Source organism: Bacillus sp. D48C (genome assembly GCF_053345735.1).
Genome location: NZ_JBKFAQ010000006.1, coordinates 299,226 through 324,932, shown reverse-complemented (window position 1 = coordinate 324,932; position 25,707 = coordinate 299,226). Strand labels below are relative to the sequence as shown.

Here is a 25,707-nt window from a genome sequence, read left to right as displayed (position 1 = left end):
AGGCAAAATTAAAAATGAGCCCGGTACAATACCGGACTCACTTTTATCAAGCTGCCTAATGAAATAACCGTGTCTAACTTTTAGGGGTCACTTCAAGTCTGCTCTCTTATGATGCCTCCTTATGTTCCGTGGAATGTTTAACACTCCCCATTCTCTTTAGTTTATTCCATCCTACCGCTACTCCTCGAAGCGATGAACATATAGATTTAATGACAACATAAGTCATAAATTGACGATAAATAAAGCGTTGTAAAATTAACCACACTAACGGTTTAGGGTTCTCTTCCTCTAATTTAAATGCAAACAGAGATGCGAGCAGATCTAATAAAAAGAATACAAAATAAAATCCTAAAACTTTTAGCGGATCGCTACCAAATAGCCCCATGATCATTAATATATCCGCTAAAGGAGCAATGAATTGCAGAACATATTGGAATAACCACATGTTAGGCAATGCAATAAACCCTAATGTTTTATGTTTTGAATTACACAAAGCTTTTCGATGTTTCCAAAGACATTGGAGCGTACCATATGACCAACGATACCGCTGTTTAATAAGACTTTTCACATCTTCAGGTGATTCCGTAAAAGCATACGCTTTTTCTTCATATACAATTCTATGCCCTTGACGTAAAAATGTAATAGTAAGATCCGTATCTTCTGCTAATGTATCTTCGCTTAAATATCCAGATTCAACTACATTCTTCTTGCGCCACGCCCCAATAGCTCCTGGAACAACTGTAATACAATTTAACTCATCAAAAGCTCTACGTTCTAAATTAAACCCTGTAATATACTCAACATGTTGCCAAGTAGTTAACAAATTTCGTCTATTCCCCACTTTAACATTACCTGAAACTGCTGCTACATTCTGATCTTCAAAGTGTCTAATCATTAGAGAAATGGCGTCTTGCGCAATAATAGTGTCCGCATCTAAAGTAACAATGATTTCTCCTCGCGATTGTTGAAACGCTAGGTTCATTGCCGATGATTTCCCGCCGTTTTCTTTCTGAATGAAACGAACTTTAGAGTGTTTATAAAATGTTTCTTTCATTACTTTTGACGTATCATCTGTCGATCCGTCATCCACAACAATAACTTCAAATTCTCTATAATTACTATCCAAAATTGAGCGAATCGTCTTAGCTATCACCTTTTCTTCATTATATGCCGCTATGACAACACTAACAAAAGGTTGATATGACGAATTAATATAGCGAGATAGCGTTTTTCTTTTCTGCTTCCATGCAAAATAAATTAAGAATAAGAATCGAAAAATCCCTAATCCAATAGCAACATAAAAAATAGTTGTTAATATATGTTTAAAGTATCCTGCCCCTGAAAAGACAGCTTTATTGTAAAGTAAATATTGCTTCCCCTCTGAAGAAACAGGAGGCATAATTTCCTCTCGTTCTTTATTCATTAAATCCGAGATTGTTACAAAACTATATCCATGCTTTCTTAGGTCTTTAATAATGATTGGGAGCGCCTCTACTGTATGGGTACGATTCCCTCCCGCATCATGAAGAAGAATAATATTTCCCTCTCCCTTATAAACGGGATTAAGAGCACGCTTTACTAATTCATTTGTTGATGGTGTTGCCCAGTCTTCGGGATCCACTTTTTCTGCTACCATTGTATAGTTCATATTTTGTGCCCGTAAAATAGGCACTATTTCATTTGAGGAATCCGGGTTAGCATCCGCTTCGTATGGTGGCCTAAACAAAACTGTAGAATGCCCAGTTATTTCCTGGATCAGACGTTGCGTCGTATTAAGTTCTACTTTTGTTCGTAGTAAAGACGTATCAGCTACGTTAGGATGCTTGAAAGTATGATTGCCAATTTCATGCCCTTCATCGTATATTCTTTTTACAATACTAGGATTTAGTTGTGCGTTTTCACCAAGGACAAAAAAAGCAGCTTTTATTTTATTCTCTTTTAATATATTTAAAATTTCTGGCGTATATTTCGGGTCTGGTCCATCATCAAATGTTAATACTACTTGTTTCCCTTTCGGTTTTCCATATCGTTGCACTTCGTATGCAGATGGTAAGGATTGATATACTTCATCTGTAAGATAACCATCTTTGCCTACTTTAAAATCTCTCAATCCATTTTTTCTTTCATTCTCAATCTGTAAAATTTCACCTTGTCCAGAATAATTTACTTCATCTAAACTATTGATTTTATGTAATACATTAGGATTTTTTTGTGCCTCAATAGGATTTTTTAAAACTTTCCATATTGTAGGATCTTCTGCTCCCAATCTCCATAACGCAACCCCCTTTGCATTGTTGTCCATTGCGATTTTCACTTGATTATAGAGAGTAACACCGTCTAAGAACCATGCAGTATGTTCTTTCTCTCCTGTTTTATATCTAAAATAAGGATTTCCACTCATGTTATCCCATTGAATTTTCATATTTGAATCATGAGCCATTGCCATAACTTCTGAGAAAGTTAAAGACTTCGCAGCTTCTTTACTATTCACTTCCCAATCATATCCATAGTTACCGAAAGCAACTATAAGCTTATTAGACGGAATATTCAGTTCTTTTAATGTATGTTGGAACCATTTATTTGAAGCAATTGGTCCTGGTTCCCCGGCTCCATAGTGCTCATCGTACATCATTACAATCATTCGATCTATTATTTTTGCTAACGCACTATAATCAAAAGCCTTATCATTAGCTGGAACATCTTGTGTAACGAGCAAATCATGTTCATGAAATTCCGTAGTAAGTTCTTTCATAAAATTTGTTAAGTTTTCTCTATCACTTTCAGGTACGGCCTCAAAGTCAATATTAATACCTGAAAACTGATTCTTTTTAACTTGGCTTACTAAATCATTAATAAATTTCGTCTTCACATCATTCGGCGAATTCAGTAACTTATGGATAAGCTCACTATCAGGGCCAGAAGCTTTTTCTGTATAGTTAGTAAGTAACGGCATAATTTTCACATGATTTTTTTTTGCTAGTTTTACAATCTCAGGTTTTATCTCACTTCTAATCGTTAAATCTTCTTTTAAATGATACCATTCTGGTACTAACGTGGTTAATGAATCGATATTTTCTTTTAAAGAAGCGGTACTATTTTCATCCCAGTTTACATAAAAACCATACACTTCTTTAGGTTGTTTACTATCGTTTGTCGAATTCACCAAATTTTTATTATCCTTCATTTCGGTATTTGGCTTGAATTCTTCGTTCTTTAACTGCTCCTCACTAAGTTTTTGATTAATTGGTACAAGTTTCGTATCTTGTTTTACAGTAGGATTCATGTTTGGAATTTCTGGTGTTGAAAAAATACTTTGAAAGAAAAAATAAAATACAACACCTACACTAACTATTGAGATACATAGAAACCAAATAAAGGCTATGTTTCTCCTTCCTTTCGGATCATAAAAAACAGGTTTTTCTTTATCTTTCTCTTGTTGAATGTTTTTCTCCATTATATTTTTCACATACTCCTTCTTAATAGAACTATAGAATAATAAAGTGCAACTTTAATCAGCCCTCACCAATTGGGCATTTACAAGCAGCCCAACCCCCACCTAACTTCTTTGCCCAAGCCAAATTTTGAGATGGGAGTTTTACTGCCCACAATAGCGAGAGAAATCCTTTTAGCTTTGAAATGAATCTCTCACTTCCATATTCTATTGATTCTTCTTTTCATTCCCTTGCTGGTGGCCCCTATTTTCTTGTTGAGACCCCCTACCATTGTTCCCTTGCTCGTTTCCATCATTTTCTTTCTGGGGTCCTCTTCCATTGTTTCCTTGCTGATTCCCATTATTTCCTTGTTGAGATCCTCTTCCGTTGTTCCCTTGCTGATTTCCATTATCCCCTTGTTGAGATCCTCTTCCGTTGTTCCCTTGCTGATTCCCATTATTTCCTTGTTGGGATCCTCTTCCGTTGTTCCCTTGCTGATTCCCATTATTTCCTTGTTGAGATCCTCTTCCGTTGTTCCCTTGCTGATTCCCATTATTTCCTTGTTGAGATCCTCTTCCATTGTTCCCTTGTCGGTCCCCATTATTTCCCTGTTGAGATTCTCTACTGTTATTCTCCTGTTGATTCCCTCTATTTTCTTGCTGGGATCCTCTTCCATTGTTTTCTTTTATTTGCTTCGATGGCTGTTCTTCTGTTTTCTTTTGTTCTTTATGCTCTGGCTTCTCATATTTTTTTTCTTGTACGGGAGACAAATCCGGTGATGCATCAGGAGATGACTCCGGCTGCAATTGTATCTCTTCTTCGTTTTCCACCGGATTAGACGGCGTGGCAGGAGGCGTAAGCGATTTGTTCTTCTCACTCTCTTGCTTTATATAGACACCTGTGCCAATTCCAGCTTTTCTAGCATTCTCTCGTACTTGCATTGTGCTACTTTGATATTCAACTGTAATATGTTTTAGCTCATATTCTTTCTTTAATTCTTTCATCGCCTTTTCCAACTGTGGTTCTAGTGCCTTGTCCTTTGCAACAGCTGTTAGCATAACTTGCTTATCATTCGTTAAATACTTATCCTCTTGACTTTGCTTTATAATCCTACGTATTACTTCTTGCAATTGTTTATTTTCCCATTGCTTCAATTCTTTTAAAATACGCCTTCCATCATCATTACAAGCCTGCAAATCTATAACACGAAAATCCTTTGTTACGCTCACCTCTAAACTTGGATTTATATCAACTGAGACGTAAGCAAATACTTTTTCTTCTGGTTGGTTGTAGAAAAACAGCACTGCAAATAGAAAACAAGCAACAAGTATTGATGCAGGTTTTAAAAAGGAAGGGATCGAAAAATGCGATGCTTTTTGTTCTTGCTCATCAAATAAGATTTCCTCCCCGATTATGCAAGAATCCCCTTTTCTTTTACACGTAATAAACTCTCCATTTGGTGTTAAAACAACTACGCTATGCTTTTTTATATCCATCACAATTCCTTTATTCATCATGCTTTTCCCCTCTTATGTAATCCAGAATATATGTATAGTTGTTTGCAAAAATAATACACATTGCAATAATGTATTTTCTATGTCGTTCCAACGTTTTACGACTTACCCTAACACGTGGTTCTATATGTTTAAGCGGTAACTTTTTCTTTCGGAACAGCTCTTCCATCATTTCCTCTTCTTTTATAATAATTTTTACAATTTCTATTAAGTGCTCACGTGTATCACGATGCTTAGGAGATTCTTTAGCAAGCTCTGAGAATGTGATTTTAAACTCAGCTAGCACACTTTGAAAATGAAGAATTTCCTCCTTACGGTTACTATTTTCCATCTCTTTCATATACTCCGTAAGCGATACTTGCATTTCTAACATTTCCTCTTGCTCATCTTCTTTTAAAAAGACAAAGTTATGTTTAGACTCCTTACGTATATAGTCAATTACATCTCTTTTTATAAGAAGATCAGCAAACGCTAAAAAGGATTTTCCTTTTGTATATGAATACTGTTCAATTGCTTCGTTAAACGCAAACAATCCAATGCTATATTCATCATCCTGTTCTGTAATATATCGGCGGCAGACAGATGAGATTGATTTTCTAATAAAAGGCTGATACTGTACGATAAACGCTTCTTTGTCTTCTTCGTTGTTTTGTATGTTACATACGATATCTTCTATTTTCGGTTTTCTTAAGATCTTCATTACTAAACTCAACACTTGTAATCTCCCAGCCTCCTTCAAATAGCAAAATGGCCACTACACAAGTGACCATTTAACCAGATTTTCTTGGTACTTTTCTTCGGTCTTGTCTTCTTGCTGTTAGTTATATTTTTCGATTCTAACTTTTCCTAACGTTTTCTTAATGATTTTCCTTTTCTCTCGGCACAAAAGTTAAGTTTTAATTTTTATCTACTTTCTTATTTTCTACCGTTCGTTTTGCTTATTCTTTTTCTATTTTATCTGCAATCCTTGAATAACTCTTCTCTATATCATTGGTAATTTCATCCTTTTATTTCGGATGCCCACTTAATCTAGTAAATTTATTAATGCTTCTATATTCTTTCATAGTCATTTTTCTTCTATTTATTTTCTTCACTATACATATTCGGAGGAATACATAGTTTTATGGGGGTCAAAAAATATTTTTTTAAAAAATACATATTTATTTCAAAAATAAAAACCATCAATTTGAAAAAGGATAATCAAATTGATGGTTTTCTTATAATATCTATTAAATTGGATTCTCATTTTGTACATTTTATCATGATTGAGGAGAGAAAAGATTAATATAAACCGATGCAGCTAAGTCATATTATCGAATCGAATGTAGTGTAATCACATATTTCTCATTCTCTTAAGTAAGGACTAAAAATAACCTATCCATAGAGCTACTAAAACCACTACGAATAAAGCAAAGCAACATGTAATATTTCGAATCCACTTTTGTATATCATCAAAATACTTTTCTATAAATGCAGTGTAAATAGAAAGCATAAGAAGTAGCACAATGAAAGTAAAGGATCCCAATTTATCGTTAAATCTTTCATTAGTAAATGTACTTACATGAAGGAATAGAAAAACAAACGTTACTATGAATAGCTCAAATAGCCTTTTTTATTCTCCCCACCACCACCTTACAGTAATTCCCTTTTATTCCATTTTATCAGAACATACTGTGTAGCAGTATATGAATATTATATTCATTTCAAAAAGGCCAACAATACAAGATCATTAGCCTCTACTTTCCATATTCGCACCTTTTATCACTTTACTTCCTAACAACCGGAATCCACATTTCACCAAATACTAGGCCATTTCTCTGTCCCATCTCAACCGTTGTATTCGGTCCACCAACATAGGCAAAATCCTTTGCTTCTGGTAAAGCTTGACCGAAGGCGATGCCAGTAAGCTTATTACTTAGCTCTTTAGCCGTTTTGTCTTCCCCTTTCACTACTAAGTATTCTCCCCTCGGAAACTGAATCACTCTAGATTCTTCTTCTATTTGTGCTTCTGTCATGACACCCGCATAATACATCATTTTGTTATTCACCGCTTCGCTCACGGAAAAAATGTATTCATTTGTAGCTAAAGCTTTTAAAGTGTCCAGCCTTCCATCTTCTTTAACAGCCGACCAAAAGTCTTCCTTTTCTTTATTTATCCCAGCAAAGTCTGTATAGTCACTCTTAATTTCAGTTCCAATACCTAACACAATAAAGCTATCTTTTTCTTCAATCGTATAATTTTTCATATTCAAAACCTTCCTTCTTTTAAAATGATTCAAATGATTTATCTTTTCATCTGATACGTTTATAATACCTTTAAACCATGTCAAAAAATGATACTGTTTAGGAGACCAAAATGAAAAAAGTTGAACGGATTAATACAATTATGCGGTATATCAACAACCGCTCCCACTTTACAATATCTGAAATTATACAAGAATTTAACATATCACGGTCGACAGCTATTAGAGACATTAGAGAAATTGAAGCTATGGGAATGCCACTTGTCGCTGAAGTTGGGAGGACCGGGGGATATTTTGTTATGCACAACTCTATCCTGCCCGTTGTTCGCTTTACTGATAATGAAGTGAAAGCTCTTTTTATTGCCTTTATGGCTACGAGGAATCAACAACTTCCCTACCTAAAGAGTCGTCAATCTTTAGCCGAAAAACTACTAGGACTCATCTCAGAAACCCAGCAAGATGATCTCGTTCTTTTAAATCAACTCTTGCTTTTCCAAGGGACTAATCCTTATAATCCCGATCTACTTGAGCTTTCTGATCTCCCCCATCCTATGTTAGAAAAACTCATTCAAATCCTTCTTTTAGATAACCATTTATTGATTACTATCAAAGAAGATGAAGAAATCAAGTCTTATCCAATTTATCTATTGCACCTTTATCAAGAAAAAAGCCATTGGATCATTGAAGGGTTTGACTTAAAAGAAGAAAAGAAGATGATGTTTCCTGTCGATGATCTCATTAATATCGAACCATATACGACGAACAAAAGGCTAAATAAGAAAAAGATTTTAGAAAAACTAAGTAAGAAGGACGAAGCAATTAACCTTGTATTTGAACTTGGTCCGACAGCAATTGCCCAGTTCAAAAAATACCATCCTTTAAAAATTTCAATATCTTATACTAATCCTTACCAATCCACAGCCATTTTAAAAACTTTTATCAATGTTAACAATCCCGATGAAGTGATGGAAATAATAAATTGGCTGCTTTTTCTAGGGAAGGATATTAAAATCAAAGAAATACCCGATGAAGTATTAGCAGATTTACAAAAACGAGTGTGCTTATACATTCCATAAGCAGTGAGCCTCAAATATTAAGCTTTATCACTGGATAATTATCCTATTTTTAAATACCATTTCATTTACTACAATGAGAGCATGATAAATAATAAAAGCACGGAAAATCTCCCGTGCTTTTCTAAATATATATTATTCCTGAAGGTTTCGTTTATCTCGTTTCTTACCCTAACTGACGTTTAAATGCTTTACTGGCGAAAAAGTAAGAGATGACCATTATACCTACGCACCAAGCGAGTGCAATCCAAATATCGTTACCCACAGTTCCTTCATATAAAAGAGCACGAATCGCATTCACGATTGAAGTTACAGGCTGATTCTCTGCAAACGCACGAACAATTTTTGGCATCGTTTCGGTAGGCACAAAGGCCGAACTAATAAATGGAAGAAAAACTAGCGGGTACGAGTAAGCAGTCGCCCCTTCCATAGACTTCGCTTTCAATCCTGGAATGATAGCTAGCCATGTTAGCGCCAGCGTAAACATCCCAAGTATTCCAGCTACCGCGAGCCACTCTAGAATATTAGCACTGGAACGGAAACCCATTAATAATGCAACAAGAATAACCACCACGATAGTAAGTACATTAGCAACAAAAGAGGTTAAAACGTGAGCCCACAATATGGATGAGCGCTTAATAGGCATCGTAATGAAACGTGCCATCAGCCCACTCTTTACATCCGTAAATAGTCGCACGGAAGTGTAAGCTACACCGGATGCGATAGCCATTAGCAAAATTCCCGGCAATAAATAATTAACGTAGTTATCCGTTCCTGTCTTTATAGCCCCGCCAAATACGTAAACAAATAATAGCATCATCATAATCGGTGTAATTGCTACCGTAATAATTGTATCCGGACTACGCATAATATTGCGCATTAAGCGCCCTAGTAATACCCCTGTTTTGCTTTTCATTTACATCTCCTCCTTTTTACCGATAATCGCAAGGAAAATTTCTTCCAACGTCGGCTGCTTCTCGATATACTCTACTTTTGCTGGCGGGAACATCTCTTTCAGTTCAGTAAGAGTACCTGTCGTAATAATTTTTCCGCCATGCAAAATAGCGATACGGTCCGCCAGTTGTTCCGCTTCCTCCAAGTACTGAGTAGTGAGCAAGATCGTTGTGCCGCTGCCGGCAAGTTCCTTGACGGTATCCCACACTTCGATCCGCGCTTCCGGATCAAGTCCAGTCGTTGGTTCGTCAAGAAAAATAACTGCTGGCGCCCCAATCAAACTCATCGCGATATCAAGTCGGCGCTTCATCCCGCCTGAATACTGGTCTGCCCTCTGGTTGGCCGCATCAGTCAGGCTAAATCTTGCAAGTAGATTATCAGCAACTTGTGCGGGATTGGAAACACCACGTAACTTAGCGATCATTATCAAGTTTTCCCTTCCAGTAAGCATGCCGTCTAAAGCTGCGAACTGTCCTGTCAAACTGATGCTTTGACGAACATGATCTGGTTGTCGCTGGACGTCAAAACCGCAAATACTCACTTCACCATCATCTTGTTTCATTAACGTCGAAAGGATATTGACCGTTGTCGTCTTTCCCGCTCCATTTGAGCCTAGCAGCGCAAAAATTTCGCCACGCTGCACCTCAAAATCCACTCCCTCTAAGACTTCTTTATCTTTAAAAGATTTTTTTAACCCTTTTATAGAAATTGCTGCATTGCTCATACTTTTTCCCCCTTATAAAATTAGATTACATACACCCTCTATTTAGTATCACTGATAATCTGTATTACTTAGTACTGGTTTAAAAATATAACTGAATAGCGATGGCGGCAATTCACATTTGTAACCAGCTAATCAGTCGGTATTACTAATTGCATTTATTTTTTTCTCAATTTCTTCATAATACTTTCATTCAAATCTTCACGATACTTGGAGACATACGTTTTAGCGTTTGCCACTAGTTCGTCAGCAAAGGAAGCCACGTCATCCCCAGTAATGTCAAGCACTTGTCTTCCTTCCGCTGCACCCGCTTCGAACAAATCGATTAATTCATACTGTATGTGTAACATATCCATCCCGTTACCCGCTGAGAAATTCCACATGTAGTTTTGAATTTTCTTAAATACAAATTGGTAGTCCTCTGGCAGAGCCTCAACTCGTGCCATCATCATTTTGTACTCTTTTTTATCACCAATTAACTTTTTGAACATTTCTAACATCTTATTTTCCTCCTTTTTTATAAAGCCGAACAAGAAATTCTCAAAGTATCGGCCAGAACATTTTATCTTATGAACCTATTTTGACTTCAAGACGTTAATTTTTGACGATACAAAATCCCATTTTTCCCAAAACAATTCAAGCTCCTGGCGGCCTTCTTCATTTAATGAATAAAACTTACGAGGAGGCCCCATATCTGATGGTTTCTTTTCAATATTCACAAGCTTTTTCTTCTCTAATCGTACGAGGATAGTATACACCGTACCTTCTACAACTTCGGTAAACCCAAGATCATTCAGGTGGCGGGTAATCTCATAGCCATACGTTTCACGGCGACTAATGATTTCCAGTACACACCCTTCCAGTGAACCTTTCAGCATTTCAGTTAAATTTTCCATGTCCTGATCCTCCTTTACCCCCTATTCTGTCTGGCTTATATTCAGTACTACAGAGTACTAAGGCGAATTTTTACTGAATAGCTTTTGAGTAAAACTACACTATTCAGTATTACTTATTACAACTACATTGTATGACTAAGTAGTTGTGGATGTCAACTTTATTTTCAAAAAAATTAAAAATCCGCTTTACCCTAACCGGATACAGTCTCCTTTTTTTGTTGTAAGGGCCGTCAAACTAGTAAAACAGCGCTGATTCAAAGTGTAATTTAAATCAGCTCTGCTTTATTGTTTTCATACCGATATATCATGTTTTTTCACGATACAAATTGTTTCTCACTACCATTCCCATTGCATATAAAGCATAAAGGCAAGTGCGGTCAGAGAAAATTCCCAGAGATTATCCGTACATGATACGAGCCCCTAAAATACAATTCTGTTAGAAATTTGTTCTCTATATTCTCTTTTATTTTATTTCTGATAGTTGATTCACAACACTATCTAAAAATTTTTCTACCTTTTCTTTTGATGTATCCGGCGCATGATAACCAATCGTAAATGTAAGTCTTCCATTATAAGAGCTTACTCCCATTGAAAAGAATGGTGCATACATAATAGGCGATGCCATATACCCGTCCTCAGCTTGAATTTGACCAAACTGAATAGGTTCCTCAGCGATCACTCCCAAATTTGTCAGTAATGGCAACGCCATCCCCATCTGTACAGCCTCTTCATATTGCTGATTATACATTTCCTTCACTGTAGATAGCTTCATTTCTGCCAGTAGCTCCATTCCTGCTGCTGAAGAAAGACCTGGATTTTGAGACTTTATTTTATCCATTGATTGTTTAACTCGAACAAGAGTCTGCTTAAATGTTTCATCGTCTTCCATTTTAATCACTGGCATTTCCATACCGGATAAGTTGCAAATAGCACCAGTTGTATTATTAGGCAGATATCGACGTAAATCAATTGTCAAGCCAATCATTTTTTCTGCAGTGCGAGGTTCTGCATACACAGTGAAATGTGATAAAGCTCGGAAGTATGCAGTCATGATTACATCATTCAAGGTAGCCTGTTGTGCTTTTGTCCATTGGGTTAAACGTAGAGTTTGCTCATGGCTCAATCGCCGTACGGACATTTGGGGAAATTTATTTTTGTTAGGTTGAGATGGAAAAGACCATAACGATGCCTGTTGTTCTTGGTTAGGACGATACGCACTTTTTATGTCCGATATTCCAGCGTATTTGAATACATGTGATTGATCTCGACAACTCTCATTTCCCTCATCAAATTCCTTTATAATTTGCTTCTTAGACCGTCCCAATGAAAGGTGCGTATATATTGTTCCAAGCAATTTAATATATTCCTTGACTCCTGCACCATCTGAACATAGATGAGATAATTTCACAACTAACATATCTGTTGTAGTGCCCCGTAATAATTTCGTTTGAACCATAGGCCCCTGTATACGATCACCAGGTTCTTTAATAAAATCTATTGCCATTATTTCAAGTTCTTGATTATTTCCTTCTGCAAAAAAGCAAATAGATGAGTTAGTGTCAGATGAATGTTCCTCCCAGTAAGGAATATCATTTTCTACAAACCGGCTGTTCAAAACTGGTTGCAATTGCAACGTTATCCTTACTGATTCTTCAAGTATTTCCTTGGATATACCTACAGGAAAATAAAGAACTGCATTAATTTGTTGATCTGCAGAATAAAGACCTAATACATAATTCATTCGATCTTGTGGTGTTACTGAATACTTTCTTTTCTCCATAATTCCGTCCCCCTTTAGGACTTTTTGTATAACCCTATTTTCCATATGCTTGTAATTTTTCTAGTCATTTTTCTTCAAGAGCTAATAACGCTTATTTTTCGAATTTTTAACGAAATCATCTTCTCCGTATTGGTTTCATTCTTTTTGCAGGTGATATATCCATTATTTTATTGTTATTAACACTGCCTAACCTCCCAATTAAACCAAACAAAAATAAATTAAGTTTACATATACATAAACATTTTATTATAACGTCTATAAATTATCAATACAGCAAATAAATCATTTTTATGTCTGTCAATAAAAAACAATATATTCAAGGGCTACTTCATAATAAAAGATTGATGTGCATGTATATGTACCCATATCACTATCAAAATAAGAATGAGAATTTTTTCAACAAAAATAAGCTGCAGATATTGATTTTACAGTAAAAAAAGCCCCTCCATTTTGAAAATGAGTAGGGCTATTTCCAATTTGAATTTTATAAAAGAATGATTATCATAAATAATATTTTACTTTTTAGTCTACCTTATTATTTTTAATCCATTTTCCTAATAAATGAATGGATTTTATTCATATAATTTGAAGTGGTATCGTTGGTTTTTAAAAATAGAAAGCTTATTTTCAAATCAAATGAAAAAGAGGTGAAATTATAGATATTCATGTAAAAATTTCGTTTTGGGGATACTTAAAATCTTAAGGTGATGGGCATGTGGTGTTACACTTTAAAAGCTTTATAAAATTATAAAATTTATAGATATAGCAAATTTTCTTTATTAATAATCATTTGTATGTATGTACGTTTACTCACACACATACAAATGATTTATAAAGCCACAATTAAGTGAAAACATCTTTTCCGTTACGATAACATCATAGCCATATCTTCTGCTGCATTTGTAATTAGTTTTAAACCAAATGTTTCTTGTAATACATCAAGCACGCCAGCTGAAATAAATTCAGGAGCCTTTGGACCGATGCGAATATCTTGAATCCCAAGACTAAATAGCCCTAGTAAAATGGCAACCGCTTTTTGTTCAAACCATGATAGGACAATACTTACTGGCAATTCATTCACTTCACATTGAAAAGCATCAGCTAAAGCAGCCGCTATTTTCACTGTAGAAATTGAATTATTGCACTGTCCTAAATCAATGTAACGCGGAATTTCCGTACCAGGTACAACACCGTAATCCACATCATTAAAGCGGAATTTCCCGCAAGAAGTTGTTAAAATAACCGTTTCTGGCGGAAGTGACGTTGCTAATTCACGATAATATTCTCCGCCTTTTCCCGGTGCATCACAACCGGCGATAACAAAGAAACGCTTTATTTTCCCTTTTTTTACTGCGTCAATAATTTCTGGAGCTAATGATAATACTGTATTATGATGAAACCCTGTCACTAACTGTTCATCCGACTCCATATGTACTTCTGGAAGTTCTAGCGTTTTTTGAATTAACGTTGTAAAATCATCATTTTCAATTTTTTGTACACCTTCTAAACCTGCAATGTCATATGAAAAGAATCGATCAGAGTACGAGCCTTTAATTGGCATAACACAGTTCGTTGTAGCTAATATGGCACCAGTAAATTTTTCAAAAAGGCGTCTTTGATCATACCATGCCTTACCGATGTTTCCTTTTAAATGTTTATATTTTTTCAGCTGCGGGTATCCGTGTGCTGGTAGCATTTCAGAATGCGTATAAATATTAATGTCTTTTCCTTCTGTTTGCTTTAATAGTTCTTCTAATGCAAATAAATTATGGCCCGTAACTACAATTGCTTTACCTTCTACACGATTTTGTGTAATTTTTACAGGTTCTGGCACACCAAAATGATTCGTATGTGCCTCATCCAATAACTCCATCACCCGTAAAGCTGATTTCCCAACTTTCATAGCCATATCAATATGCTCTTGTTCGTTAAAATTAGAATTTGTTAATGTCATATATAAAGCTTCTTGTGTTGTAGCATCTACAAATGCATCCGTATACCCTAGCTGAGCAGCATGTGTGCGATAAGCTGCAATTCCTTTTAGCCCAAACACAATCGTATCTTGTAAACTCGCAATCGTTTCATTCTTACCACAAACACCCATCACTTTACATCCGCCTGTTGGCGTTTGTTCACATTGATAACAAAACATATCATCCCACCCTCTCCCAATCATTTATTACACCTTAAGCATAATACCCATTGAAAAAAAGTGATGTGATATCAATCACAATAATATATAAAGATTTGTGACAGTTCATATTGTTGACATAATATTTTTATTGACACTAAAAAATGTACATTAGTGTGCACACATCTTTCGATACTTTTAAATAGCTAAATAATTAATTTGGAGAAATATATACAACGAAAATTTTTTGAACCCTTATACAAATAGTTGCAATTCATCACATATGAAAATAGACATACAAAAACGCCATCCTTTTCTATCATTCAATAGAAAGAATAGCGTATTTTTTATTTTAAGGAACTATCATTTTTTATTAAAGCCTTTATTGTAAAGCTTTTTATTTACAATACATTTACACTATCTTAACATTACTTACATTATTTATATGATATATTTATATAGAAACTACTTAAGAAATTTCATATACATTTTATCTTTATGATCTCTTATCTAATCAATAAAAAGATCATGTTATATTTTTATAACAGGGGTGAATTAGAATGACTGAAACTTTAAAAACACTTATAATGCTTGATGCTACTTACGTTGTTATAGCAATTATGACAGTTCTAGTATTTGTATACTTGGAATTAAAATCTCAGTAATACATGCTGGCGTAATCGACAGATTCAGCATTTAAATATAGTTAGAAGAAAGAGAGGAGAAAATTATTTCTCCTCTCTTTTGTATTTCTACAATTTCTTATTTTAATAAATCCAATGTATGTAAAAGTAATCCTCTGTCTCCTACTTCTCCATGACCAGGTACTACCGAATCTATATTTCCATATCGCTTCAGCACATTCTCAATCGATGTAGACCATTCATTTACGTATGCATCTGCAACATTTCCTAAATCTTTTGCTTCCGCAGATTTCACTAAACAGCCTCCAACTAAAATTTTATATTGTGGCAACCAAACAACAATATTATCTTCTGTACGTCCTTTCCCTGGATGGAACGTTTCTACTTTTGTATTGCCAAACTTCAAACTCGTAATTGTTTGTAAATCTCCAAGCGGCTCTTCATATCCATTTTTCTTTGCTAATTCTGCAGTTAATGCTGTACTATGCGCTTTAATACCTCTTTCTTTCAACGTTTTTATTCCGCCAATTCGATCAGCGTGCGCATGTGTAATAATGAAATCCGTTACGCGCTTCTGAAATTTCTTTTCTACCATTTCTATTAGTTCCTTCGTTAATTTGTCATCCCAATCTGAAACTCCACAATATTCATACTTAATCTCCTCTCATTACAAATACTCCATTTTTCTATTACATTTAAAATCAAAATTGTATTTTGTTAAATTATAACATTCAGACTATAATTTATTTATAGCCCATTAACGGAGGTGTTTGCAATGACTCTCTTCGCTTCACCATCATTATTCATAGTAGCAATCATTTCATTTGCACTAGCTTATTTCATCGGAGTAAAACAATACACTTGCCTCTTATCAGGATTCAACGAACGCCGCGTGCTTGATAAAGTGACACTATCAAAAATAGTAGGTCTTTATAATTTAATTGCTGGTGTCATTGCGACAATCGGTAGTGTCTTCACTACTCCTAATGCCAAAATCTTATTTCCTATCATTATAATTGGACACGTTATAATCGCGGCTTATGTAAATACACGCATGGTGCAGTGAAAAAGATCACCCAAATGGGTGATCTTTTTTATAATTTATCAACATATTGCTTCGCTTCTAGTAAGGAAAAACCAAAAGCTTCTCTTACTCTCTTAACTGCTGTAATTTTTTTGCCTTCTTCTACAAGCTGGCGTAGTTCTTTATTAATTTCAGGTTCTCTTTCTACAATTCCCAATTCTTTCGTAATTAATTGTAATCTATCTTCAATTCTCTTTAAACGCGCATCATTTTTCTTTTCAATTGTAGTTAATTTTTCAGCGATATAAATGAATCCAAAGGCTACTATCGGTATAACCATCCAGAATTCCATGAATGTTCCCCCTTACTAACTTTCATTTGTTTTATTTCACTGACTTATCAGCTTTAGTCATTGAAATCATTCATTCCTTACAAGGAAAGGGCAAACTAAAACTTTCTCAAAAATTAGTACTAGACATGATTTCTCCTCAAGGTTGCTCAAAATGGACTGGATTAGGTGTTTTTCTAGATGATTCTAATGAAGAATTACAGATTTATTCACTCGGATGGGGCGTCGGATTTCAATGTATGATGGTTTGTTATCCATACTGCGGGAATGGCGCTGTTATTATGACCAATTCCGATTTAGGTGTTCATCAAATGGAAGGGATCATTGGTGAGGTTGTAAAAACGTTATCCTTATAATGAAAATAAAGAAGCTGTTCCTTCCAGCTTCTTTATCTATATAACATTTTTCGCAACAATTTTTATATGTTCTGGTGCGATAATCTCCGTTATACTTTCCTGGAAATCTTCATGTAACATTTCTTCCAAATGTTCTAACTGCACTTCAACATGAGTGCATTCTAAATTATGTATATTTAATAGTGCATAATGATCTTTTTTCTTAATTACTAAATATTGATTTTCCTCTGTCACAAGTACAGAACCTAATCGGACTCCTAGTAAGCGTTGATCATCAAACTTCATAATTACTTCTCCTTCCCTTATATAAACGAAACTACAATGAAAATAATTACATTTATGGAAAAACACACTTATTTAGACTATATCATAATTTACTAAAATATAAATATCATTTTTCCTTTTAATAAAGTGAAACTTTAATCAGTGGAGGCCTTACTGTCCGTTAATGTGGGATGAAAATCCCTATTTTTTCATATATTTCGATACAAAAAACTTTCTCAACACGAAATTTGAATTTTCAGTTTTTAATTCTATGAAAATCTATTATAATAAAGTTAATAAATGTTTGACCTCTCCTAATTCATGTACATATGGATGATCAGTAGTTATTGCTACTGATCTATTTTTTTGATTTCAGAAAGCAAATATACTGCATCCTTTCCTACACCACAAATAAGCGCAGAGCCTCTTTGAGATTGCCACGGCAATCCGATATAATACAATCCTCTTACTGGACTAACTCCCTTTATATGATTAGGAAATCCTTTTTCATTCACTGCCTGTTCAATTTCAATCCAATTATAATTTTGAACAAAACCAGTTGACCATATAACGCTTTCTGCACTATAAATATCACCATTCTGAAACATAATGTTATTTCCTGATGCACTTACTACTTTTTCTTGTAGTTTGATTGCTCCATTACGAATAAGTTTCTTACCTTCAAAACCGAAAATAGGGTCCTTTCTCTTCTGAAACCATCTTCCCCTCTTTGTATTTATTTCAGCGTACAATAAACCCACTTTTTCTAGCAGATTAAAAATACTTTTTCCAAAAAGTTGTAACGGTAAAAACGTTAAGGGATGACTAATAGACACCGTAACTTCATGCGTTTTTGCAAGTTCTACTGCGATTTGCATTCCTGAATTTCCGCCACCTACTACAAGTACCTTCCCCTGTGGAATTTGCGATGATGATCTATATTGTGATGAATGTATTTGAAAAATATGTGGTGAAAGATTTGCTGAAACTGAGGGAATAAATGGATGCTGAAAACCACCTGATGCGATAATAACTTTTTTCGTTTGTAAAATTTCTGTAGGAGTATGTAATTCAAATATTTCTTTTTCTTTCTTTATTTTTAGAACTTCCGTTTGTAATTGTACCGGTAATTGAAAATGTCTTGCATATTCTTCTAAATAAGTTGCAATTTCATCTTTATGTGGAAATTCATTCCTTGCTCCTTTTAATATCCTACCTGGTAAACTACTATATTCACTCGGTGTAAAGAGCCGCAAAGAATCATATCTATTTCTCCATGAATCACCAATTCGGTTTCCTGCCTCGAGTAATAAAAAATTATATCCTGCCTGCTTCAAGTAGTATCCTATTGTCAATCCCGCTTGACCAGCTCCAACAATGATTGCATCTAACATCTTTTCCCTCCTCCTTACAACAAATGAATATATGCTCATTTGTTCATGTATTTTATCATACGATTTATTTTTCAATAATTCAATCTGTTTAACAACATGAAAAAGAGCAGTTCACTACTTTATGAACTACTCTTCATTACATTTACCACGTAACTACACTACTTAACCCATGAATATTTGTATATGAATCCTTTCTACTCCGACAATTTTTCCTCATAAAATATAATTCTATTTAAAAACGGATCAATCACAGTTAATTCAATTGTACCCCAAGGTGTTTTTTCTATATTCGGCTTCGAATAAGCATATTCTTTACTTAATAATACAGAATGATAATCCTTTACATCATCTATTTTGATCCGAATCGTACCACCTGGTGAGGCATCACCATGATGTTCTGATAAATGTATCACAGTATCATCTAACGAAATTTGTATATATAATGGCATATTTTCCTCATACCGATGTTCCCAATCCAGTTTAAATCCTAAAAAACCTATGTAAAATAGTTTTGCTTTTTCAATATCAAAAATTCTAAATATAGGTGTAATCATTTATAACTTCATCTCCTATTTATAAACATCCGCAGCCAATTCCCTCAAAACATCCACATTCACTACTTCAAAGCAACCATTGTTTTTCTTTATAATCTCTTTATCACAAAAAATATTTAATGTACGTAATAGGTGCCGATAACTCGTTCCTAACAATTCAGCTGTTTCCGTTAAATTCCCACTAAACACAATTCGATTTCCGTGCTGCACCGCTCGTTCCCCTGCTGCTAACATGTAACTTGCAAGTCTATTTTCAAGTGGATATAGTAAATTAATTGTACTATTTTTTGAAAGTCGATTTAACTTATGTGCTAACGATCCACAAATACATCTTAAAAATTTCGCATCATGAAATAGCTGATTTCTCACTTTTCCTAAAGGTAAAGCAACACAATATGAATCTGCCATTACTTGTACGTTTGAAGCAGTCTTTTGAGAATGAATTAACTCAACATCTCCTAACAGCTGCAAACTATCATAGAAACATAGCAATACAGATTTCCCGTTACTTAATGTATTAAACGCTTTCGCTTTTCCTTCAACGAAGAAAAATAAATACTCTATTTCTTCATTTTCTCTACAAATAAACTCATTCTTTTTAAAAAATATAAGTTCCATATATGGCTTCATATCATGACTAAAAAATGAATCAATATTATTTTTCTTCATATACTCTGCTAGTTTAATAGAATTACATACTTTCTTCATAGTCCCCCACCTTTACAACTCATCCCCATTGTAATTAAAATTTTCTTCTTCCACTATGACATATGTCATAACAATACACAATTTCAGCATGATACAGTCATTACAAATATGAAATATAAAGGGGATATTACATTGTATAACTTTCTTTCTGTCTTTATTGGTGTGCTCATCGCCGTTATGCTCCCATTGAATGGAATTTTATCCGAGTTAATTGGGAAGTATACAGCAAGCGTTGTCATTCACCTCGTCGGTTTAATTGCAGTTATCTTCATTTTAATCTTAAACAAACATAAAATTCATTTCGATAAAGGTATTCCGATTTTTTTATATAGCGCTGGAGCGATTGGAGTATTCACTGTTCTTTTTAATAATATAAGTTTCTCCGTCCTCGGTGCCTCTATTACGATCGCATTAAGTTTACTCGGTCAATCTATTGCTTCCATCGTTATTGATCATTTCGGCTTATTAGGAATGAAAGTTGCAAAGTTTGAAAAGAAAAAACTAGTTGGATTAGCATTCATCTCTTCTGGGATTGTTATCATGACAATTTATTAATGGGGGCAAAAATATGTTATATATTACGATCGCTATTTTAGCTGGTGTTTCTATCGTCGTTGCTAGAATTATTAACGCGAATTTAGCAAAGGAAATTGGAAACTGGGAAGGCACGTTTTTCAATTATATTACTGGATTATTTTTCTCTATGTTATTTTTAATTTTCAGTTCAGATTCATTGTATATCCCTATTCATACGTTGCAATCTATTCCTATCGCCGTGTACTTAGGCGGATTAGTAGGCGTTATCGTTATTTCATTATCCAACTATATTACTCCTAAAATATCAGCCTTTTATTTAACATTACTCATCTTTATCGGACAATTATTTGCGGGGACTATTATTGATTTCTTCCTGACAAATGAACTCTCTATCGGTAAAGTTATCGGTGGCATTTTCGTATTAATTGGGCTCACTTACAATTTACTCATAGATCGCCCGATAAAAACTGTGAAGCATAACCAAGTTCAACTATAATACTTTACGCTTACCTATCATATATTAATAGAAAAGCTCTTCACACAAAGTAATAGAGAGGAGAAAATCCTATTAAAAAAATTATTTTATTGTTAGGTAGCGTATTAATTATTTCTGGAATTGTATGGTTTGTAAACTCGGGAAAATCTATTCAAGATCTGTATACTGCAAATAAGCCGAAAAAGAAAGCTACTATTATTTCAAGCTCCCGAGATCCAAATGAGCCTCCTGTTTTTTTAGGAAAACAGGAAATAAAAGATATACATGTCGAATCAATTAAAACAAAAAAGGATATCTTTCTCACAAAAACAGATGAGTTAAAAACGTTTATTAACAGTATGAATACCGCAAAAAAAGGCAAATTAACATTGGATGAGGAAGGATCAGATTTAATAGATTGTGATATGTGGATTACTTTCGAAGATGGAACTTATAAAAAATATTTCATATGGGTAGTTGATCATCACAACAGCGAAGTGATGATTGCTCAGCAAGATACTCCTGATGATGTAAACCTTACGTACTATCAGTTAAACGAAGATAGTTCAAAAAAAGTTTATAATTTATTTAAAAAAATTATTTAAACGAAAAAGTCATGAGCACGCGAGCTCATGACTTTTTGCACTATATATACTCCGGGAACACTTTACATCCCTTTTCCTGCTCTATATCATGACCAAAGAAAATAATTGGTTTCTCTTTCGCCACAACTTCTTTTAAACGTTTAATTGAAGATAAAGCTAATTCTGAATCAAATCCTGCAAACGGCACTTCATCTTCAAAATTCTCTTTCGTATAAGATGCATCAATCGTTAATAATATCGGACCGGATTTTTCTGTCTCAATTAACAGTGACTGATGCCCTGGCGAATGTCCTGGTGTATACAATAACCGAACACCAGGTACCACTTCATAATCCCCTTCAATAATTTTGTAGTTCAAATGCGGCAATATACACTCTTTCAAATATTCTTCTCTATATTGCGCCGCCTCATATTCAGCACGCTGTATAATGATTGGCGTATTCGAAAAAGCACCATTTCCTCCCGCATGATCAAAATGCAAATGTGAACTAATAATATATAGGAGATCATCTGGCTCATACCCTGCACGCTTTAAAATAGTTATGATTCTATCTTCTTCAGTCATTTTCGGTAAAATCTGTCCTTCAACAAATGTACCGTTAAAAAGACCTTCATTATTAACCGCAATTTCTGGCATACCTGTATCTACTAAAATAGGCCCTTCTTCCGTCTCCAAAAGATAACACCATACAGGTAAGTTCAATAAATTTCCCGGTGTGAGCGTACTATTAACAGAAGAATGGTCTAACATACAACGACCTGCTGGGATGAAATAAAGCTTTTTTACTGTCATTATGTATCCACCTTTACATTTAATTTAAGATAAAGTAACACAATAAAAAATTCTGCTTTTTAGAAATAAACTCCTTCCACACTTTCATACCAGCATAAATAAAAAAGAGTGTACTTTTTTACATAATGGCATTTCACCATCTATAATAAAAGAGTAAATGACTCTTACTTTAATGGAGGGAATAGAAATGAAAGCAATTGGTTTACATGAATACTTACCTATTGAAGAAGAAAACAGTTTAATTAATATTGAAGTTGAAAGACCTGTTGCTACAGGAAGAGATATACTCGTTAAAATTAACGCAATTTCCGTTAATCCAGTTGATACAAAAGTTCGCTCTCCGAAAGATAAAAAAGAAGATATAGCAAAAATACTCGGCTGGGATGCGAGTGGTATTGTCGTACAAACGGGCGAAGGTTGTACGTTATTTAAAGAAGGCGACGAAGTGTTTTACGCTGGAAGCATTACGAGACAAGGTACATATAGTGAATATCATTTAGTTGATGAAAGAATCGTTGGTAAGAAACCAAAAACGTTAAATGATGCTGAATCTGCCGCAATTCCTTTAACAGCGATTACAGCTTGGGAAGGTTTATTTGAACGTTTAGGCATTGATCATACTAAAAAAGATACGAACTCATTTAAAAACATTTTAATTATCGGCGGAGCTGGTGGTGTCGGTTCAATTGCAATTCAACTGGCGAAATGGGCTGGACTAAATGTAATTGCAACTGCTTCCCGCGGCGAAACGATAGACTGGGTTAAAAAGCTTGGAGCTGACCATACAATTGACCATCATGCCCCTTTAAAAGAGCAATTACAAAGCCTTGGATTCAGCGATGTAGATTATATTTTCTGCTTAAACAATACAGATCAACATTGGCAAGCAATATGTGACCTTATTAAACCACAAGGCAAAATTTGCTCTATCGTAGAAAATGAACACCCTCTTGAAATGGGTATTTTAAAAAGTAAAAGTGCTACACTCGTTTGGGAGTTTATGTTTACAAAAGCAATGTATGAAACTGGCGATATGATTACGCAGCACGAACTATTAAATAAAGTAAGCGAACTACTAGATGAAGGCATTTTAAAGACTACCTTAAATGAAACATTAACACCGATTAACGCTGAAAACTTAAAGAAGGCACATGCACTACTTGAAAGTGGACGTACCATCGGGAAAATCGTATTAGAGAAATTTTAATCATGATAGTGACAGATAGTATGTGAAATTATATCAACGATTTTTCAAATATATCTATCACAAATCAAATTATATCAACAATAAGAAAAGGCTGTTCCAGATGAACAGCCTTTTCTTTATTTACTTGAAATCTCTTTATTGTTTTGAACGTCTAACGGAGCTCGCTTCCCTATTCCAAAAGCATAGAAACTAATTGTAACGATAGCTAAGAAAATAATACCTACAACTAGTGAAATACGAGTATCATCGTTAAACCACATTCCGATTAATACCATAATTAAAAAGGCAATCGTTAAATAGTTTGTTACAGGAGCAAATGGCATTTTGAACGGATGATCTTTCATCTCTGCTCCCTTTTCTTTTCTAAAACGAATTTGACTAATTAAAATGACGAACCATGGTACCATACCAGGAAGTACGCTCGCACTATATACATATACGAATAAGTTTTTCGGTGCAATATAGCTTAATACAACACCAACCGCTAAACCGATAATTACGCCAACTGTACCAAATAAAGGTACACCATTTCCAGAAAGTTTTGTGAAATATTTTGGTGCTTGTCCATTTATCCCTAACGTATAAAGCATACGTCCAGCACTATAAATACCACTATTACAACCAGACATTGCCGCTGTAATTACAACGAAGTTAATAAGTCCAGCTGCTGCCGTAATACCAACTTTCGCAAAAGTCGCTACGAACGGGCTACCAATTGTACTTAATTGATCCCACGGATACACAGTTACAATAACGAAAATAGCACCAATATAGAATATTAAAATACGCCAAATTGTACTTTGAATTGCTCTTGTAAGTGTCTTCTTCGGATTTTTCGCTTCACCAGCAGTAATCCCGATTAATTCCACACCTTGATATGCTCCAACTACAAGTGATAATGCAAAGAAGAATCCTGAAAAACCACCTGTAAAGAAACCGCCATTTGACCAAAGATTAGATATACCAATCGCTTCTCCACCGTTACCAATTCCGAAGAAAATAAGACCAAATCCCGCAATAATCATTAATAGAATCGTAACAATTTTAATCATCGCGAACCAAAATTCAAATTCACCAAATGACTTAACAGAAATTAAGTTAGCTGCACCAAGAATGACCATGGCAATTATACCTGGTATCCAAGCTGGTAAATCCGGGAACCAATATTGCATATACGCTCCAACCGCGATAATTTCTGACATCCCAACGATAACCCACTGGAACCAGTTACTCCACGCTGTCATATAACCAGCTAGCGGATGAATATACTTATGACCGAATGTCGCAAATGAGCCTGTACTTGGCTCCATATACAACATTTCTCCCATGGCACGCATAATGAAGAAGATAAAAATACCTGCAATTGCATAAGCAAGCATTACTGACGGACCTGTCCATTTAATTGTGCTGGCTGACCCCATAAATAAACCAACACCAATTGTTCCGCCTAAAGCAATCATTTGAATATGACGTGCTTCTAAACCTCTTTTCAATTCTTTGTTTGCCACTTCACTTCCCCCTCTTAGATGATTCATAGCCGCATTTTAAAACAAGATGCTTTCCCCTAATTCCTTTCGGCCCTGAAAATGATGAAGCAAACGTCATTTTACACTAGCTTTAAAGCTATCCTAAAATCGTTTTGTGCTCCTAATAAAATTCTCAAAACCTTCATCTTCCAATATTCTATAAATCTTAAAATTACTTACCTTATATTAATTTATTAATCTGAAAAATTCAATTATTTTTTCAATAAATTATTATACATAAGCCTGCTTAATTTTTAACTAAATTAACAATAAAATACATCTATTCAATATGATTCCGGTATGAATATTATTACAATATAAATAACCAAGGATGGCATTTCTTCCTCGGTTTCACATCTCATGTACTTCAATCTTCATAGTTGATAACGTGATTTCCCAAACGTTAGATTCATATACCAATCAGAAATTTAATATATTAATAAATTACTAACTTCTTTAGTCCAGTCCAATTTTGAGGCATAAAATATAAAAGAGTCTCATTTTTAATGAGACCCTTTTACCATTTCA

General features: G+C 34.6%; 24 protein-coding genes and 2 pseudogenes. 7 read left to right on the top strand and 19 right to left on the bottom strand.

Translation table 11 applies throughout. The annotated features are described in order from the left end of the window. Positions 1-106 precede the first annotated feature (106 nt). The 5 genes from ACLBXA_RS17590 to ACLBXA_RS17570 all read right to left on the bottom strand — a co-directional run bounded on the left by ACLBXA_RS17590 (position 107) and on the right by ACLBXA_RS17570 (position 7,191). Positions 107-3,454 carry a glycosyltransferase gene (locus ACLBXA_RS17590; RefSeq protein WP_000414294.1) on the bottom strand — a complete coding sequence of 1,116 codons (3,348 nt, stop codon included), beginning with the start codon at positions 3,452-3,454 and terminating at the stop codon, positions 107-109. Between the two features lie 204 nt (positions 3,455-3,658). Then, positions 3,659-4,948 carry an anti-sigma-I factor RsgI family protein gene (locus tag ACLBXA_RS17585; RefSeq protein ID WP_000981215.1) on the bottom strand — a complete coding sequence of 430 codons (1,290 nt, stop codon included), beginning with the start codon at positions 4,946-4,948 and terminating at the stop codon, positions 3,659-3,661. After that, the gene (gene sigI / locus ACLBXA_RS17580; RefSeq protein ID WP_002082432.1) at positions 4,938-5,660 is read right to left on the bottom strand and encodes an RNA polymerase sigma factor SigI; all 723 of its coding nucleotides are present in this window, start codon (positions 5,658-5,660) and stop codon (positions 4,938-4,940) included. Before sigI ends, ACLBXA_RS17585 begins: the two co-directional genes overlap by 11 nt. Before the next feature lie 648 nt (positions 5,661-6,308). After that, a complete protein-coding gene (locus ACLBXA_RS17575; RefSeq protein ID WP_082180115.1) occupies positions 6,309-6,536 on the bottom strand; it encodes a DUF3963 domain-containing protein in 228 nt (75 codons plus the stop codon). 175 nt (positions 6,537-6,711) lie between these two features. Next, the gene (locus ACLBXA_RS17570) at positions 6,712-7,191 is read right to left on the bottom strand and encodes a GyrI-like domain-containing protein (RefSeq protein ID WP_000801030.1); all 480 of its coding nucleotides are present in this window, start codon (positions 7,189-7,191) and stop codon (positions 6,712-6,714) included. Between the two features lie 110 nt (positions 7,192-7,301). Here ACLBXA_RS17570 and ACLBXA_RS17565 point away from each other — a divergent pair, with 110 nt between their 5' ends. Continuing rightward, entirely contained in the window at positions 7,302-8,264 is a 963-nt protein-coding gene (locus ACLBXA_RS17565) for a helix-turn-helix transcriptional regulator (protein WP_000755023.1), read from the top strand. Positions 8,265-8,427: 163 nt separating this feature from the next. Here ACLBXA_RS17565 and ACLBXA_RS17560 read toward each other — a convergent pair whose 3' ends face one another. The 7 genes and pseudogenes from ACLBXA_RS17560 to bla form a co-directional block, all read right to left on the bottom strand. Then, entirely contained in the window at positions 8,428-9,177 is a 750-nt protein-coding gene (locus tag ACLBXA_RS17560) for an ABC transporter permease (protein WP_000837798.1), read from the bottom strand. Continuing rightward, a complete protein-coding gene (locus ACLBXA_RS17555) occupies positions 9,178-9,939 on the bottom strand; it encodes an ABC transporter ATP-binding protein (protein ID WP_000063306.1) in 762 nt (253 codons plus the stop codon). It abuts the gene before it with no gap. A 155-nt stretch (positions 9,940-10,094) separates the two neighbouring features. Continuing rightward, positions 10,095-10,436 carry a DUF1048 domain-containing protein gene (locus ACLBXA_RS17550; RefSeq protein ID WP_000891986.1) on the bottom strand — a complete coding sequence of 114 codons (342 nt, stop codon included), beginning with the start codon at positions 10,434-10,436 and terminating at the stop codon, positions 10,095-10,097. A gap of 75 nt (positions 10,437-10,511) precedes the next feature. Further along, complete coding sequence (locus ACLBXA_RS17545; protein ID WP_000429487.1) at positions 10,512-10,832, bottom strand: PadR family transcriptional regulator; 321 nt, start codon at positions 10,830-10,832, stop codon at positions 10,512-10,514. A 463-nt stretch (positions 10,833-11,295) separates the two neighbouring features. Beyond that, positions 11,296-12,612: a condensation domain-containing protein gene (locus ACLBXA_RS17540; protein ID WP_000415486.1), complete on the bottom strand. Its 1,317-nt coding sequence runs from the start codon at positions 12,610-12,612 to the stop codon at positions 11,296-11,298. An 865-nt stretch (positions 12,613-13,477) separates the two neighbouring features. Further along, on the bottom strand, positions 13,478-14,764 hold the full coding sequence (hcp, locus tag ACLBXA_RS17535; protein ID WP_136804216.1) for a hydroxylamine reductase: 1,287 nt from the start codon (positions 14,762-14,764) through the stop codon (positions 13,478-13,480). A 741-nt stretch (positions 14,765-15,505) separates the two neighbouring features. After that, positions 15,506-16,021 (bottom strand): annotated as a pseudogene (gene bla / locus ACLBXA_RS17530) (subclass B1 metallo-beta-lactamase); the annotation flags it as partial. A gap of 141 nt (positions 16,022-16,162) precedes the next feature. Here bla and ACLBXA_RS17525 point away from each other — a divergent pair. Continuing rightward, complete coding sequence (locus ACLBXA_RS17525) at positions 16,163-16,453, top strand: DUF3784 domain-containing protein (RefSeq protein ID WP_000171767.1); 291 nt, start codon at positions 16,163-16,165, stop codon at positions 16,451-16,453. A 28-nt stretch (positions 16,454-16,481) separates the two neighbouring features. On the opposite strand, the gene ACLBXA_RS17520 is transcribed toward ACLBXA_RS17525, so the two are convergent. After that, positions 16,482-16,763 (bottom strand): hypothetical protein, encoded by a 282-nt coding sequence (locus ACLBXA_RS17520; RefSeq protein ID WP_000397727.1) that lies wholly within the window; start codon positions 16,761-16,763, stop codon positions 16,482-16,484. Positions 16,764-16,801: 38 nt separating this feature from the next. On the opposite strand from ACLBXA_RS17520, the pseudogene ACLBXA_RS17515 reads away from it, so the two are divergent. Then, a pseudogene (locus ACLBXA_RS17515) lies at positions 16,802-17,116 on the top strand (serine hydrolase domain-containing protein); the annotation flags it as partial. Positions 17,117-17,152: 36 nt separating this feature from the next. On the opposite strand, the gene ACLBXA_RS17510 reads toward ACLBXA_RS17515, so the two are convergent. The 4 genes from ACLBXA_RS17510 to yeiL all read right to left on the bottom strand — a co-directional run bounded on the left by ACLBXA_RS17510 (position 17,153) and on the right by yeiL (position 20,036). Further along, positions 17,153-17,401 (bottom strand): hypothetical protein, encoded by a 249-nt coding sequence (locus ACLBXA_RS17510; protein WP_000666947.1) that lies wholly within the window; start codon positions 17,399-17,401, stop codon positions 17,153-17,155. Between the two features lie 329 nt (positions 17,402-17,730). After that, positions 17,731-18,774 (bottom strand): flavin-containing monooxygenase, encoded by a 1,044-nt coding sequence (locus ACLBXA_RS17505; RefSeq protein ID WP_000882898.1) that lies wholly within the window; start codon positions 18,772-18,774, stop codon positions 17,731-17,733. Positions 18,775-18,968: 194 nt separating this feature from the next. After that, positions 18,969-19,328, bottom strand: a complete 360-nt coding sequence (locus ACLBXA_RS17500; RefSeq protein ID WP_000632390.1) for a glyoxalase superfamily protein — start codon at positions 19,326-19,328, stop codon at positions 18,969-18,971. Between the two features lie 15 nt (positions 19,329-19,343). Beyond that, positions 19,344-20,036, bottom strand: a complete 693-nt coding sequence (gene yeiL, locus ACLBXA_RS17495) for a transcriptional regulator YeiL (RefSeq protein ID WP_000754833.1) — start codon at positions 20,034-20,036, stop codon at positions 19,344-19,346. A 108-nt stretch (positions 20,037-20,144) separates the two neighbouring features. Between yeiL and ACLBXA_RS17490 the strand changes: the two genes are divergently transcribed. From ACLBXA_RS17490 to ACLBXA_RS17480, 3 genes are all read left to right on the top strand, one after another. Beyond that, on the top strand, positions 20,145-20,591 hold the full coding sequence (locus ACLBXA_RS17490) for a DMT family transporter (protein WP_136804218.1): 447 nt from the start codon (positions 20,145-20,147) through the stop codon (positions 20,589-20,591). Positions 20,592-20,604: 13 nt separating this feature from the next. Continuing rightward, positions 20,605-21,069, top strand: a complete 465-nt coding sequence (locus tag ACLBXA_RS17485) for a DMT family transporter (protein WP_000965812.1) — start codon at positions 20,605-20,607, stop codon at positions 21,067-21,069. Positions 21,070-21,158: 89 nt separating this feature from the next. After that, positions 21,159-21,653, top strand: coding sequence for a hypothetical protein (locus ACLBXA_RS17480; RefSeq protein WP_000901705.1), 495 nt, complete (start codon positions 21,159-21,161; stop codon positions 21,651-21,653). A gap of 40 nt (positions 21,654-21,693) precedes the next feature. On the opposite strand, the gene aiiA is transcribed toward ACLBXA_RS17480, so the two are convergent. Further along, entirely contained in the window at positions 21,694-22,446 is a 753-nt protein-coding gene (gene aiiA, locus ACLBXA_RS17475) for a quorum-quenching N-acyl homoserine lactonase AiiA (RefSeq protein WP_000216598.1), read from the bottom strand. A gap of 187 nt (positions 22,447-22,633) precedes the next feature. On the opposite strand from aiiA, the gene ACLBXA_RS17470 reads away from it, so the two are divergent. Then, entirely contained in the window at positions 22,634-23,653 is a 1,020-nt protein-coding gene (locus ACLBXA_RS17470) for a zinc-binding alcohol dehydrogenase family protein (protein ID WP_000643781.1), read from the top strand. 116 nt (positions 23,654-23,769) lie between these two features. On the opposite strand, the gene ACLBXA_RS17465 is transcribed toward ACLBXA_RS17470, so the two are convergent. After that, the gene (locus ACLBXA_RS17465; protein WP_001284408.1) at positions 23,770-25,161 is read right to left on the bottom strand and encodes an amino acid permease; all 1,392 of its coding nucleotides are present in this window, start codon (positions 25,159-25,161) and stop codon (positions 23,770-23,772) included. Positions 25,162-25,707 lie beyond the last annotated feature (546 nt).